The organism is Actinoplanes regularis, assembly GCF_900188005.1.
Classification (GTDB): Bacteria; Actinomycetota; Actinomycetes; order Mycobacteriales; family Micromonosporaceae; genus Actinoplanes; species Actinoplanes regularis.
In genome coordinates this window covers 174736-188058 of record NZ_FZNR01000002.1, presented here as the reverse complement: position 1 = coordinate 188058, position 13323 = coordinate 174736, and the positions used below count along the sequence as shown (strand labels likewise).

Below are 13323 nucleotides of genomic sequence, written 5' to 3'. Positions count from 1 at the left end.
ACTTGCCGCTCGGCGGGTTCGGCGAGTTTGGACCGCTCGGAGAGTTCGGAGAGTGCACGTGTCCGAGGACCGGAGAACGTTCATCGACAACGGTCGGCCGCGGCCGGACTGGCTGCGCGACGACTGGCTGCGTCTCGCCGACCGGATGCTCGCCGCCACCCACCGGCACGCCTCGCCCGGCCACGCCCGGATCGACCTGCCCGGCGCCGAGGGCGGATACGGACACGACGTGGACGGCCTGGAGGGCTTCGCGCGGACGTTCCTGCTGGCCGGTTTCCGGATCGCCGGCGCCCGGGGCACCGGCGTCGACGAGCTGATCGACCGGTACGCCACCGGCCTGGCCACCGGCACCGACCCGTCCTCGCCCGAGCGCTGGACCCGGCTGACCGAGCACTCCCAGGCCAAGGTCGAGGCGGCCAGCATCGCCCTGATCCTGGACCTGACCCGCCCCTGGCTCTGGGACCACCTCGACCCGCGGGTCCGGGAACGAATCGTCGACTACCTGTCGCCGGTCGTCGGCGACGACACCTACCCGCGGATCAACTGGGTCTGGTTCCGCCTGGTCGTGCAGACGTTCCTGCGCTCGGTCGGCGGACCGTGGTCGGCCGCGGAGATCGAGGCCGACCTGGCCGCGCACGACTCGTTCCGGCGCGCCGGCGGCTGGCTCGCCGACGGGCCGAGCCGGGCCTTCGACCACTACAGCGGCTGGGCCCTGCAGCTCTACCCGTTCCTCTGGGCCCGGATGTCCGGCGCGGCGGAGCTCGCGGCCGGCCGTCTCGAGCGGTACACCGACGATCTCGACCGCTATCTGCTGGACGCGCTCGCCCTGGTGGGCGGGGACGGCTCGCCGCTGCTGCAGGGGCGCAGCCTGATCTACCGGTTCGCGGCGGCCGCGCCGTTCTGGGCCGGCGTGCTGGCCGAGGTCCCGTCGACGCCGGTGGGACAGCTACGGCACGCGGCCGACCGCGTCGTGCGGCACTTCGTGGAGCGTGGGGCGCCGGACGCCGCCGGCCTGCTCAGCGTCGGGTGGCACGGGCCGTGGCCGCGGCTCGCGCAGTCGTACTCCGGGCCCGGTTCGCCGTACTGGGCGAGCAAGGGGTTGCTCGGGATCGCGCTGCCCGCGGAGCATCCGGTGTGGACCGCCCCGGCCGAGCCGCTGCCGATCGAGCGCGGGGACGTGCTGCGGGCGGTGCCCGCACCGGGCTGGCTGATCTCCGGCACCCGCGCCGACGGGATCGTCCGGGTGATCAACCACGGGACCGATCACGGGTTCGAGGGACGGGCACGGGCGGACTCGCCGCTCTACGCGCGCCTCGGCTACTCGACGGCGACCGCGCCGGTGCTCGACGAGCCGGGCTGGACGGCGCCGGTGGACCAGTCGGTCGTCCTCGTCGACGGGGCCGGGAACACGACCCATCGGACCGGCATGCGCACCCTGTTCGTACGGGCGGAAGGGTCTGTCGGGCTCGCCGGCTCCGCCGGGCCGGTGCACTGGGTCCGCGCCGACGACAGCGGCCCGGACCACGGCGAAGGACGGGCCGGAACGGTTCGGCCGGCCGGCCGGATCACGGTCGTCTCGCTGGTCCGGGGCCCTTTCGAGGTACGGCTCGCGCGGGTCGACGAGGCCGTCCCCGACGTGGCCCGGCTGCGGATCGGCGGCTGGCCCGGCCCGCTCTCCCGGCTCACCGCGATCCTGCCGTCCGCGAGCGAGTCCGGATTCGCCACGCACGACGACGCGGGCCCGCTGGAGAACCCGGTCCGGGTGCCGTGGATCGACCACCAGGTCCAGGTCGGGGCCTGGACCGCGACACTCGTCACCCTCTCCGCCGAACCGCCGGCGAATCCGCACTGCCACGTCGAGCTCGACGAGGACGTGCGGGTGACCTGGCCGGACGGCGTCACCACCCGCCACCACCTCACCGTGCCATCTCAACCCTGAAGGAGAAGGGATGAAACGCAGAACATTCGCCGTCCTCGGCGCCGTCACGGCGCTCTCGCTCGCACTCACCGGATGCTCCTCCGGGGACGGCGAGTCCGGCGGCGACGGAAAGAACACGCTGACCCTCGCGGGCTGGAGCCTCGCCACCACGCCCGAGTTCAAGGTGCTCGCCGACGGATTCCACACCGCGAACCCGGACATCACGGTCGAGCTCAAGGAGTACGACCCGAAGAACTACGACACCCAGATGATCGCGGACCTGGCCGCCGGCAAGGCCCCGGACGTCTACGTGCAGAAGACCTTGAAGAACTTCTACACCTATCAGAACGGCAAGCAGCTGCTCGACGTCTCGGACGTCGCGTCCGGGCTCGGCTCGACCGCCAACGGACTGCCGTTCTACCAGGTCGACGGCAAGACGTTCGCCGTCCCCTACCGGCAGGACTCCTGGGTCATCTACTACAACAAGGCGCTCTTCGACCAGGCCAAGGTGAAATACCCGGACGCGTCGTGGACCTGGGACGACTACGCCGCCGCCGGCAAGAAGCTGACCGCCGGGCTGAAGACGGCCGGGTCCAAGGCGCTCGGCATCTACCAGCACACCTGGCAGTCGACGCTGCAGGGATTCGCCCTCGCGCAGTCCCCGGGCGCGGACCTGAACAGCGGCAACTTCGGTTACCTGAAGCCGTACTACACCCGGGCGGTCGACCTGCAGAAGGCCGGCGCGCAGGTCCAGCTCGGCGACGCGACCACCAACAGCCTGACCTACCAGGCGCAGTTCGGTAAGCAGCAGGCCGCCATGATGACGATGGGCACCTGGTACATCGCCACCCTGCTCAGCCAGCAGAAGAGCGGCGACGCCGACAAGTTCGAGTGGGGCATCGCCCCGGCACCGCAGGCGGACAAGTCCACCACCGGGACCTCCGCCACGCCGGTCACCTTCGGTGACCCGACCGGCATGGGGATCAACCCAAAGATCAGTAAGGACAAGGTCGACACCGCGAAGAAGTTCCTCGCGTACGTGGCGAGCGCGGACGCCGCGAAGGCGCTCGCCGGCATCGGTATCACCCCGGCGAACACCGACGCCGCGGCCGACGCGATCTTCGCCGTCCCGGGAGTGCCCACCGACGAGGTCTCCAAGTTCGCGTTCACCAAGCACGACACCAAGCCGGAGAACCCGGTCGGCAAGTACACCGCCCCGCTGCAGAACATCCTCAACGACCTGCACACCGCGGTGCTGTCCGGCACCAAGGACATCGACACCGCGATCACCGAGGCGCAGGACCGGGCCAAGAACGAGGTCCTGAACAAGTGACCGGCGCGGGCCCGGCGTTCCGTCCACGCCGGGCCCGCCCCTCTTCGCGGGAGTGCCCATGACGACGACGCCGGCCGGTCGCCGGACCAGGAACACGCTGCTCGGCTGGAGTTTCCTGCTGCCGAACCTCCTCGGCTTCGCGCTGCTCACGATGGTCCCGGTGGCGCTGCTCTTCTACTACGCGTTCACCACCTGGGACATCTTCGGCGGCGCCGAGTGGACCGGGCTGGACAATGCCCGGCAGCTGATGCACGACGCCGGCTTCTGGGCCGCCGTGCAGAACACCCTCTACTACACGGTCTTCCACATCCCGCTCACCCTGGTGGTCTCGCTGGGGCTGGCCCTGCTGCTGAACAAGCGGCTGCGGGCCGTGGCGTTCTTCCGCACCGTGGCGTTCTTTCCGTACATCGCCTCGATCGTCGCCGTCGCCCAGGTCTGGAACATGCTGTTCAGCCCCGGGTACGGCCCGATCAACGCGGTGCTGCGGGCGGTCGGCGTGGACCATCCACCGGGCTGGACCACCTCCGCGGACTGGTCCATGCCGGCGGTGATCCTGGTCGGCACCTGGCGGGAGATGGGCTACTTCATGCTGATCTTCCTGGCCGGGCTGCAGACCGTGCCCGGCGAGCTCTACGAGGCGGCCCGGGTCGACGGCGCGAACGCGTGGCAGCGGCTGTGGGCGGTCACCCTGCCCTGCCTGCGCCCGACCACGTTCTTCGTCGTCGTGATGCTGACGGTCAACAGCTTCAAGATCCTGGACCTGATCCTGGTGATGACCAACGGCGGTCCGGGCCAGTCCACCCTGGTGCTGGCCCAGTACATCTACCGCAAGGGCTTCGAGGAGAACCAGTTCGGCTACGCCTCCGCGGTGTCCGTGGTGCTCTTCCTGCTCTGCTTCCTGGTGACCGTCGTGCAGTTCGTGGTGAACCGCCGAAGGGAGGCGTGAGATGAGCCGGGTCACGCGCCTGCTCGGCTACCTGGCGCTGGTCGTCGCGTCGGTGGCCGTGCTGCTGCCGTTCTACTGGATGGTCGTCTCGTCGCTGAAGACGAACAACGAGGTCTTCACCGTGCCGGTGAAGTGGTGGCCGGAGAGCCCGCAGTGGCACAACTACCTGGACATCTGGACCCGCTCCGACATGACCCGGTGGCTCGGCAACACCGTGCTGCTGTCGGTGGTGGTCACCCTGCTGCAGGTGCTCACCGGCAGCTTCGCCGCGTACGGCTTCGCCAAGGTCCGTTTTCCGGGGCGGGACCTGCTCTTCCTCGCCTACATCGGGACGCTCGCGGTGCCCTGGCAGTCGTACATGATCCCGCAGTTCGTACTGCTGTCGAAGATGCACCTGTCGGACACGCGCTGGTCGATCATCGCGATCCAAGCGTTCGGCGCGCTCGGCGTCTTCCTGATGAAGCAGTTCTACGAGTCCATCCCGGACGAACTGCTCGACGCGGCCCGGATCGACGGGATGAGCGAGTACGGCATCTACCGCCGGATCATGCTGCCGCTCTCCACCCCGGCGCTGGCCAGCCTCGCCCTGATCACCCTGGTCAACACCTGGAACGACTTCCTCGGCCCGCTGCTCTACCTGCGCTCCAGCGACCTGTGGACGATCCAGCTGGGCCTGCGCACGTTCATCAGCCAGTACAGCGCCGAGTACGCCCTGATTATGACCGGCTCGGTGCTCTCGGTGCTGCCGATCGTGGTGATCTTCCTGCTCGGCCAGCGGTACTTCGTCGAGGGCGTCGCGACCACCGGCCTGAAGGGGTGACCGGCATGTTCCGCCTCCGCCACCAGACCCTCGGCGACGTCTTCGACCTGCTCTACCTGGGGCTCGCCACGAACCTGCTGCTCACCGTCGCGCTGCTGCCGGTGCTCGCGGCGCTCTACGTCCCCTGGCTCGCAGTGACCGCGCCGCTCGCCGCGCCGGCGCTCTGCGCGACGTTCGCGGTCTTCGGCGCGCATCCTGGCCCGGTGGTCCGCACGTTCGGCCGGGCCTGGCTCGCCTCCTGGCGCCGGGCGGTTCCGCTCGGCGCGCTGGCCACCGGCGCGCTGGTCGTGCTCGGTGCGGACCTGCGCGCCGCCTGGGGCCGCCCGGCCGGCGCTGCCGTGATCCCGGTGCTGGTCGTGCTGATCGGGCTGGTCCTGGCCACCACGCTGCTCGGCCTGACAGTGCTCGCCGAGCGGCCGGACGCCCGGCTGCGCGAGGTGCTCCGGGCCGGCCTCTACCTGGGGGTGCGCCGGTGGTACCTGACCCTGCCCTCGCTCGGCGTGCTCGCGCTCTTCGAGGCGCTGTTCACGGCCCGGCCGGTGCTGGCACTGAGCCTCGCGGCGAGCCCGCTGCTCTACGCGGTCTGGGCGAACAGCCGGCACACGCTGGCGCCTGTTCTGTGTCCCCTTCAGGAAAGGACCTCATGACGGCGATCGACGTGACCGCCGCCGCGGTCACCGCGGCACTGTCCATCATCGACGAAAATCTGGTCGAGTTCGGCGACCGGTATCCCGGCGACACCACCGTCGGCGACCGCTACGTTCTCCGGCCCGCGAACACCGGCTGGACCACCAGCTTCTGGCCCGGGATGCTCTGGCTGGCGCACGACCTGACCGGGGACGAGCGGTACCTGAAGGCGGCGGGCGGGCACGTGCGCAGCTTCGCCGCCCGGGTCGCAAACGGGTCCGATGTGGACACCCACGATCTTGGGTTCCTCTACACGCTGTCGTGCGTGACGGCGTACCGGCGTACCGGAAACGAGGAAGCGAAGCGGGCGGCGCTGGCGGCGGCCGACCACCTGATGTCCCGCGTCCTCGAACCCGCCGGGATCATCCAGGCGTGGGGCGACCTGCGCGATCCGGCGCAGCGCGGGCGGACCATCATCGACAGCCTGATGAACACGCCGCTGCTCTTCTGGGCGGCGCGGGAGACCGGCGAGCAGCGGTACGCGGCGGCCGCCCGGCGGCACACGGCCCAGCTGCGCGACCACATCCTGCGGCCGGACGGGAGCACGTTCCACACCTTCTACTGGGATCCGGCGACCGGAGCACCGCTGCGTGGCGAGACGGAGCAGGGTCACGCGGACGACTCGTGCTGGGCGCGCGGACAGGCCTGGGGCATCTACGGATTCCTGCTCAACCACCGCTACACGGGTGATCCGTCGTTCCTGGACGCGGCCCGGCGCTGCGCGGACTACTTCCTCGCCCATCTGCCGCCGGACAACGTCCCGTTCTGGGATCTCTCGCTGACCGGCGTCGAGCGGGACTCCTCCGCGGCCGCGATCGCGGTCTGCGGCCTCGCCGCGCTCGGTGAAGACGACGCCGCCACGCGGATCCTGGGCTCGCTGATCGACGACTGCACCAGCACCGGCAACGCGCTGCTGCGGCACGGCGTCTACGACAAGCCGAAGGGCATCGGCGTCGACGAGGGCACGCTCTGGGGCGACTACTTCTACCTGGAAGCGCTGACCCGCGTCACCCGCCCCGGCTGGACCCATCCCTGGTGAGGAGAGACATGGACTACCGATACCACTGCTACATCCCGGCCGGGCACGGGCGCAACGAACTGCCCTTCAACCCGTGCTCGCTGCTCGACTTCACCCTGCTCCGGCTGGAGGCCGGGGAGTCCTGGTCGGGGGAGTCCGGGGACCGGGAGATCCTCGCGGTGATGCTCAGCGGGAAGGCCACGTTCACCGTCGGCGCCGCGAAATTCGCCGAGGTGGGCGGCCGGCCGAACGTGTTCTCCGGCAAGCCGCACTCGGTCTACGTCCCGGCCGGCTCGGCGGTGACCGTCGAGGCGCACGGGCCGGTGGAGATCGCGCTGCCCAGCGCGCCCTCGGATCTGGCCGTGGACCCGTACGTGATCGGACCCGAACGGGTCGTGGCCGGCCGGTGGGGCGCGGCCAACTTCGGGCGCACCTACCACCAGATCCTCACCGAGATCTCTCAGCCGGACCTGCCCGCGCGGCGGCTGATCGTGGGGGAGACGTTCACACCGAGCGGGAACTGGAGCACGTACCCACCGCACCGTCACAAGGTCGACAACCTGCCGGCCGAGGCGGCGCACGAGGAGATGTACTACTTCAAGGTGCAGCCCAGCGACGGGTTCGGGATCTGCCGGATGTACACCGACGAGGGGTACGAGGAGAACTTCACCGTCCGCGACCACGGCGTGCACATGATGCCGGAGGGCTATCACACCGTGGTCAGCGCGCCCGGATACGTCACCTACTACCTGTGGTTCCTGGCCGGGACGCAGCGCACCCAGGGCGCGCTGGAGGACACCGGCCTGTCGTGGGTGGGTAAGGCCGTGCCGATGCTCCGGGACCTGGGGCACTGATGATCCTCGACCGGTTCCGCCTGGACGGGCGGGTCGCGCTGGTCACCGGCGGGAACCGGGGCATCGGGCAGGCCATGGCCCATGCCCTGGCGGAGGCGGGGGCGGAGGTCGCCGTGCTGTCGCGGGCCCGGCCCGACCCGGAGTTCCGCTGGGTGCCGGCGGATCTCGCGGACTTCGACGCCACCTCCCTGATGAACGACTTCGGCCGGCTGGACATCCTGGTCAACAACGCCGGCGTCATCCGCCGGGCGGACGCGGTCGACACCACCGACGCCGACTGGGACGAGGTGATCGGGGTCGACCTCGACGCGGTGTTCCGGCTCTGCCGCGCCGCCGGGCGGGTGATGCTCGCCCAGGGGCGCGGCTCGATCGTCAACATCGCGTCGATGCTGTCGTTCCAGGGCGGGGTGCGGGTGCCGGCCTACGCCGCGGCCAAGCACGGGGTGGTCGGCCTGACCAAGGCTCTGGCCAACGAGTGGGCGGCCGGCGGGGTCAACGTCAACGCGATCGCGCCCGGTTACATCGCCACCGACAACACCGCGGCGCTGCGCGCCGACGCACGACGCGACGCGGCCATCGTCGAGCGGATCCCGGCGGGCCGCTGGGGCACACCCGACGATCTGGCCGGTACGGTCGTCTTCCTCGCCTCCGAGGCCGCGCGCTACCTGCACGGCGCGGTCATCCCGGTCGACGGGGGCTGGCTGGCCCGCTGACCCGGAGGTCAGGCGCGGTGCTCCACCGTCACCAGGATCTCGGTCTCACCGGGGGCCGTCGGCTCCCGGTGCTCCCGATCCACCTCGACGAAACCGGCCTTGGTGGCGACGGAGGCGGAGGCTTTGTTGGCCGCGTCGTAGCGGATGGCGACCCGTTCCACGCCGGGCAGGGTGTGCGCCACCCGGGTCAGGGTGCGGACGGCGGCGGTCATGTGGCCGCGGCCGGCCCACGGCGTGCGCATCCAGTAACCGATCTCCAGGGTGCCCGGGCCCATCCGGGTCATCAGGCCGATCGAGCCGATCAGGTCGCCGACCGCGGTGAAGATCGCGTAGTTGAACTCGGTGCCGGCCGCCCAGTTCTCCACCGAGGACTGGATGAAGCTCCGGCTCTCCGCCGTGTCGTAGCCGTCCGTCGCCCAGGGCAGGAACCGCTTGAGCTCGGGGAGCGACTCGCTCACCGCGGCGGCGGCCTCGTCGGCCCACTCCGGCTCCCAGCGCTTCAGGACGATGTCCCCAGCATTGATCATTTCAGGTGGTTCCATGACGGCCAGCCTGCTCGATCGACGCGGCCGCACGCAACTCAGGCGGCGGAGCGGTGCCGGCGGCCGGGTTTGCCGGCGTACATCTCGGCGTCGGCCCGGGCGACCAGCCCGGCGCGGTCGAGGCCGCAGCCGGCCGTGGCGCGGGCCGTGCCGATGGTGACGCCCACCGAGACCGGGCCGCCGGCCAGCTCGATCGGCGCCCGGATCGCGTCGCGGATCCGCTCCCGCAGGGCGGCGACCTCGAGATCGGTGCCACCCTGGCACAGGACCAGGAACTCGTCGCCGCCCAGCCGGCCCACCTCGCTGTCCGGGCAGGCGGCGGTGGTCAGGCGGGCCGCGACCGTCTGCAGCACCTCGTCGCCGGCCTGATGGCCGTGCCGGTCGTTCACCGGCTTGAAGCCGTCCAGGTCGCAGAGCAGCACGATCACGTCGGACGGCCCGGCCAGCGCCTGGTCGATCGCGGCCAGGATCCGCCTGCGGTTGAACAGGCCGGTCAGTTCGTCGTGCGAGGCCTGGTGGGCCAGCACCTGCTCGGCCCGCCTGCGCTGCCCGGTGAGCTGGTTGAACCGGACCAGCACCAGCGGGATCACCAGCATCGTGGCGATCGGCAGCAGCGGCCCGGCGCCCTGGTCGCCGCGGAGTGCCTGCATCGCCGCGATGGCCGGGTTCACACTGAGCGCCACGCCCAGCCAGACCAGCCGGAAACGGCCGTCCGTCCGTTCGCGTTCGGCGACCGCCTGCGGCTCGATCATCGCGGGCGCGCCCGGGTGCACCGCGCCGGCGGCGATGGTCAGGAACGCGAGCAGCATCAGCACCCCGGACCAGATGTCCCGGTGCGGCATGCCGAGCGCCCCGGTCGCCAGGCCGGACCCGGTCAGCAGCGCGGTGATCAGCAGGTAGCCGATCGTGCCGCGGGGCGCGCCGGTGGCCGCCACGCTCATCCGGAGCAGGCAGCCGGCCACCGCGCTGAGCACCAGCACGTCGATCAGCACCTGCGCCTGACCGGCCGGGGTGGCGGTGTCCGGCAGGTGAGGTTGGAAGACCCAGATCCAGAGCGCGCTGCCGGCGCACACCCCGAACAGCGTGGCGTCGACGATCCCGCCGGCGTCCGCGCTCATCCGGCGCCGGACCCCCAGCGCCGCGCCGGCCAGGAACAACCCGTGCGCGGTGGCGATCAGCAGATCGGCCGGGGCGGCCTCGCCGCGGCCCAGGTGCCCGTCGACGACCCAGTGCGGCCAGAGCAGGTGCCCGACGAGCAGCAGCACCAGACCGCTGATCGCGAGCAGCCAGGGCCGCCGGTGGGTCAGGTGGCCCGAGATGAGGGCCAGGCCGAAGAGCGCGACCGAGAACACGATCACCAGCATGTAGATCACCACGCGGGTGTCCGGGGTGGCCAGAGCGTAGGCGCCGCCGCCGACGAGGGCGCACGTCAGGAAGCCGGCGTGGACGATCCACGCCGGCGCGGTGGCTCGGGGCCAGCGCATCCGCTCTCCACTCTCTGGGCTCAGGCCGGACTGATCGACCGGTCCCCTGGTGACCTGAGGGGCCGGACCGGCCGGGCCGCGCATTCTGGCTACGGGGAGTGACAAAGCGCTCACCCGCACAGGTGGAGATGTGCCCGAAATGTGCGTTTATTTAGTGATGCTGGTGTTTGCGCAACCTTCAGCGGCGGCGAATCGCGCATCGCCGTAGGCTAATGTCCGGATCCATCGATGTCTCAGTGTGACACGCGGACGGTTTTCGCATCCGAGCGGCAGCTGCGTCGGATTCCCGCCGGAGGGTCAGGCGCCGGCGGGTGGCTTGGTGGGGCAGCCGTGCGAGGCCTTCCACTTCGCGACCGTGTCGACCGGGGACTTGTTCTTGCCGGCCTTCCAGGCGTCCAGGAAAGGCCACGGGTAGATCGCGCCGCGCTGCGTCCACCAGTCACCGGCACCGGCGCACGGCGGGGAGATGCCGAAGTGCAGGTGGCAGGCGCTGGCGTCGCCGGTGTCGCCGACCTTGCCGATCGTCTGGCCGGCGGTGACCTCGGCGCCGACCTGCACCTTGGCGTCGATCTTCGACAGGTGCGAACCGTAGTAGCGCACGCCGTCGTCGCCCTGCATCGAGATCGACAGGCCGCCGCGGGTGGCGCCGTCGTTGACGGAGGCCTTCCACCTGTCGACCTTGCTGACCGCCAGGATCTTCCCGCTGGTGACCGCGCGGAACGTGTTTCCACAGTTCGTGATGATGTCGCTGGCCGGGTAGTCGTGGTGGGTGCGCGCGTACGAGTTGTTGCCGACGACCGGGAAGACGTACTCGGCGGGCTTCTTCGTGGGGGTCGGGCTGCTCGACGGCGACGCACCGGCGCTCGAGTCCGGCAGGCTCGACGACTCGGCGTCGTACGCCCGCGCGGCGGTGGCGGGGCTCGGCGCGGCCGGTGTCCCCTCGCTCACGAAGTACGGCTCGTCGCCCCCAGCGCCGCAGGCGGCCAGCGCCAGCGCCGTCGTCATGGCCGTAACCGCGGCCACGAGCTTGCGCATCGTGCCGTCCCCTCTCCGCCGGTCGGGCACCGCGTGCGCGTCGCCCGACCGCCCACTCTAGGGAACGCCGAGGTTCGCTGCCAGCGGAGCCGGGCGGTCTCACACGGGGCGGGACAGCTCGGTGACGATCCGATCGATCTCGGCGAGGGCGTACCCCGCGAGCCGCTGCTGCGCGGCGATCGCGTCCGGGTCCTTCTCCTCCAGGTCGCCGAGGACCACGATGTTCTCGTCGTTCAGGGTGGCGGCCGGGGCCGTGTAGTTGAAGCTGCCGACGATGGTGAGCCGCCGATCGATCACCATCAGCTTGTGGTGGAGCTTGCGGACGCCGTTGCCGGGCGTGTTCTCGTACAGCCGCGCCCCGGCCCGCTTCAACGGCTCGGTGGCCGCCCACTTCTGGGAGCCTTGTCCGCGGTCGAGGACCCCGCGCACCGGGATGCCGGCCTTGAGCATCCACGCCATGGTGTCGTCGATGCCGGAGGACTGGGCGAAGGTGAACATCGCGAAGTCGACCCGCTCGGTCGCCTTCAGCATCTGCTTCATGATCTCCATCTCCGGGCCCTGCTCGGGGGCGAAGACGGGCTTCACCCGGATCCCGCCGAGCCGGAACTCCCGCGGCTTCGGCTCGTGGCGCTCGTGCAGGTCGCCGAAGGTGCCGGTGCGCAGCCGCTCGAACTCGGCCAGGTAGAGCTCGGCGGCGGACCTGCCGTGCAGCACGACCACGTGATTCAGGTTGTTGCCCGGCTTGTCGAGGACCTCCGGCGGGTTGGTGCCGGTGTCGGTGTGCGTGAAGTTCGTCGAGCCGGTGAGCACCGCCGCGGTCGGCTTACCCGGATCCCGGACGATGAACTTCTGGTGGAAGATGTTCGGGTTCAGGTCGGTGATCAGGTCGATCCCGGCGCGCAGCAGCGCCGAGTGGATCACCCGGTTGCCCTCGTTCTCCCCGGCCGCCAGCCACGGGTCGGCCACCGGCTTCTCCTCGCGCAGATAGTCGCCCTCGAGGACGATCCGCGTCCGGACCCGGCGTGCCTTCGCGGCCAGGATCGACTCGGCGATCAGCCGGGAGTCCAGCTCCTGCACCGCGACCAGCAGACGGGTGGTCGCGCCGTCGATGAACTCACGAATGACCGCGTCCAGGTCGTCCGGCCCGCCCAGCACCGGAGGACCCGCGTAGAACTCGATTCCGCCGAGGTCGACACCCATGCGGCCGAGTGTGCGCCCGGCGTGCGCGGCGGAGTGTCGGCTGATTGACGGCCGTCCCAGGAACGGCCGGAAGGACTACCCCGGCGGGCCGAAAGCCGGACCTCGGGCGGTTGATCCGTCGACCTCGATCGCCCGGCTATCGTGTGGCCGTGACGGTGCGTGTGATGGTCGTTGATGACCACCCGATGTGGCGCGACGGGGTGGCACGGGACCTCGGCGAGGCCGGATACCTGGTCACCGCGGCGGTCGGCGAGGGCCGGCAAGCGCTGCGGGTGGCCGCCGCGGCCCGGCCCGACGTGGTCGTCCTCGACCTGCAGCTGCCCGACCTGTCCGGGGTCGAGGTCATCCGGGGCCTGTGCGCGGCGCAGCCCGGGGTGCGCGTCCTGATGCTCTCGGCGAGCGGTGAACAGCGGGACGTGCTCGAGGCGGTCAAGGCCGGGGCCACCGGATACCTGGTGAAATCGGCCGGCCGGGACGAGTTCCTGGACGCGGTGAGGCGGACCTCGGAAGGCGATCCGGTCTTCACCTCCGGGCTGGCCGGGCTGGTGCTCGGCGAGTACCGGAAGCCGGGCGGGCCGCGCCTGACCGACCGGGAGACCGAGGTGCTGCGGCTGGTCGCGAAGGGGCTGTCGTACAAGCAGATCGCGGAGCGCCTGGTCCTCTCGCACCGCACGGTGCAGAACCACGTGCAGAACACGCTCGGCAAACTCCAGATGCACAACCGGGCCGAACTGGTCCGGTACGCGATCGAGCAGGGCCTTTCCTGACGAACC

13 protein-coding genes are annotated in these 13323 nt (G+C 70.8%); 9 read left to right on the top strand and 4 right to left on the bottom strand.

Annotation, left to right across the window (positions count from 1 at the left end; translation table 11 throughout):
• Positions 1–52: 52 nt before the first annotated feature.
• Genes CHC09_RS06060 through CHC09_RS06025 form a run of 8 tightly spaced genes read left to right on the top strand, consistent with a single transcriptional unit; the run spans position 53 to position 8289 of the window.
• The gene (locus CHC09_RS06060) at positions 53–1939 is read left to right on the top strand and encodes a DUF2264 domain-containing protein (protein WP_239138202.1); all 1887 of its coding nucleotides are present in this window, start codon (positions 53–55) and stop codon (positions 1937–1939) included.
• 10 nt (positions 1940–1949) lie between these two features.
• Entirely contained in the window at positions 1950–3251 is a 1302-nt protein-coding gene (locus CHC09_RS06055; protein WP_089291995.1) for an extracellular solute-binding protein, read from the top strand.
• Between the two features lie 58 nt (positions 3252–3309).
• Positions 3310–4197, top strand: coding sequence for a carbohydrate ABC transporter permease (locus CHC09_RS06050; protein ID WP_089291994.1), 888 nt, complete (start codon positions 3310–3312; stop codon positions 4195–4197).
• A 1-nt stretch (position 4198) separates the two neighbouring features.
• Positions 4199–5017, top strand: coding sequence for a carbohydrate ABC transporter permease (locus tag CHC09_RS06045; RefSeq protein WP_089291993.1), 819 nt, complete (start codon positions 4199–4201; stop codon positions 5015–5017).
• A 5-nt stretch (positions 5018–5022) separates the two neighbouring features.
• Entirely contained in the window at positions 5023–5664 is a 642-nt protein-coding gene (locus CHC09_RS06040; RefSeq protein WP_143232221.1) for a YesL family protein, read from the top strand.
• Complete coding sequence (locus tag CHC09_RS06035) at positions 5661–6743, top strand: glycoside hydrolase family 88 protein (RefSeq protein WP_089291991.1); 1083 nt, start codon at positions 5661–5663, stop codon at positions 6741–6743. The genes CHC09_RS06040 and CHC09_RS06035 overlap by 4 nt, the downstream gene beginning before the upstream one ends.
• 8 nt (positions 6744–6751) lie before the next feature.
• Positions 6752–7576, top strand: coding sequence for a 5-deoxy-glucuronate isomerase (gene iolB / locus CHC09_RS06030; RefSeq protein ID WP_089291990.1), 825 nt, complete (start codon positions 6752–6754; stop codon positions 7574–7576).
• Positions 7576–8289 carry an SDR family oxidoreductase gene (locus CHC09_RS06025; protein ID WP_203833063.1) on the top strand — a complete coding sequence of 238 codons (714 nt, stop codon included), beginning with the start codon at positions 7576–7578 and terminating at the stop codon, positions 8287–8289. The genes iolB and CHC09_RS06025 overlap by 1 nt, the downstream gene beginning before the upstream one ends.
• 8 nt (positions 8290–8297) lie before the next feature.
• Here CHC09_RS06025 and CHC09_RS06020 read toward each other — a convergent pair whose 3' ends face one another.
• The 4 genes from CHC09_RS06020 to CHC09_RS06005 form a co-directional block, all read right to left on the bottom strand.
• Entirely contained in the window at positions 8298–8831 is a 534-nt protein-coding gene (locus CHC09_RS06020) for a GNAT family N-acetyltransferase (RefSeq protein ID WP_089291989.1), read from the bottom strand.
• A 38-nt stretch (positions 8832–8869) separates the two neighbouring features.
• Positions 8870–10315, bottom strand: coding sequence for a GGDEF domain-containing protein (locus tag CHC09_RS06015; protein WP_179276963.1), 1446 nt, complete (start codon positions 10313–10315; stop codon positions 8870–8872).
• A gap of 297 nt (positions 10316–10612) precedes the next feature.
• Complete coding sequence (locus CHC09_RS06010; RefSeq protein ID WP_089291987.1) at positions 10613–11350, bottom strand: M23 family metallopeptidase; 738 nt, start codon at positions 11348–11350, stop codon at positions 10613–10615.
• A gap of 99 nt (positions 11351–11449) precedes the next feature.
• A complete protein-coding gene (locus CHC09_RS06005; RefSeq protein ID WP_089291986.1) occupies positions 11450–12550 on the bottom strand; it encodes a phospholipase D-like domain-containing protein in 1101 nt (366 codons plus the stop codon).
• Between the two features lie 164 nt (positions 12551–12714).
• Between CHC09_RS06005 and CHC09_RS06000 the strand changes: the two genes are divergently transcribed.
• Positions 12715–13317, top strand: a complete 603-nt coding sequence (locus CHC09_RS06000; RefSeq protein ID WP_179276999.1) for a response regulator — start codon at positions 12715–12717, stop codon at positions 13315–13317.
• Positions 13318–13323 lie beyond the last annotated feature (6 nt).

Bases quoted from the DNA above. Each gene is read 5' to 3' on its own strand.
- CHC09_RS06055 (WP_089291995.1), top strand. From the start codon at position 1,950: ATGAAACGCAGAACATTCGCCGTCCTCGGCGCCGTCACGGCGCTCTCG.
- CHC09_RS06050 (WP_089291994.1), top strand. From the start codon at position 3,310: ATGACGACGACGCCGGCCGGTCGCCGGACCAGGAACACGCTGCTCGGC.
- CHC09_RS06045 (WP_089291993.1), top strand. From the start codon at position 4,199: ATGAGCCGGGTCACGCGCCTGCTCGGCTACCTGGCGCTGGTCGTCGCG.
- CHC09_RS06040 (WP_143232221.1), top strand. From the start codon at position 5,023: ATGTTCCGCCTCCGCCACCAGACCCTCGGCGACGTCTTCGACCTGCTC.
- CHC09_RS06035 (WP_089291991.1), top strand. From the start codon at position 5,661: ATGACGGCGATCGACGTGACCGCCGCCGCGGTCACCGCGGCACTGTCC.
- iolB (WP_089291990.1), top strand. From the start codon at position 6,752: ATGGACTACCGATACCACTGCTACATCCCGGCCGGGCACGGGCGCAAC.
- CHC09_RS06025 (WP_203833063.1), top strand. From the start codon at position 7,576: ATGATCCTCGACCGGTTCCGCCTGGACGGGCGGGTCGCGCTGGTCACC.
- CHC09_RS06020 (WP_089291989.1), bottom strand. From the start codon at position 8,831: ATGGAACCACCTGAAATGATCAATGCTGGGGACATCGTCCTGAAGCGC.
- CHC09_RS06015 (WP_179276963.1), bottom strand. From the start codon at position 10,315: ATGCGCTGGCCCCGAGCCACCGCGCCGGCGTGGATCGTCCACGCCGGC.
- CHC09_RS06010 (WP_089291987.1), bottom strand. From the start codon at position 11,350: ATGCGCAAGCTCGTGGCCGCGGTTACGGCCATGACGACGGCGCTGGCG.
- CHC09_RS06005 (WP_089291986.1), bottom strand. From the start codon at position 12,550: ATGGGTGTCGACCTCGGCGGAATCGAGTTCTACGCGGGTCCTCCGGTG.
- CHC09_RS06000 (WP_179276999.1), top strand. From the start codon at position 12,715: ATGGTCGTTGATGACCACCCGATGTGGCGCGACGGGGTGGCACGGGAC.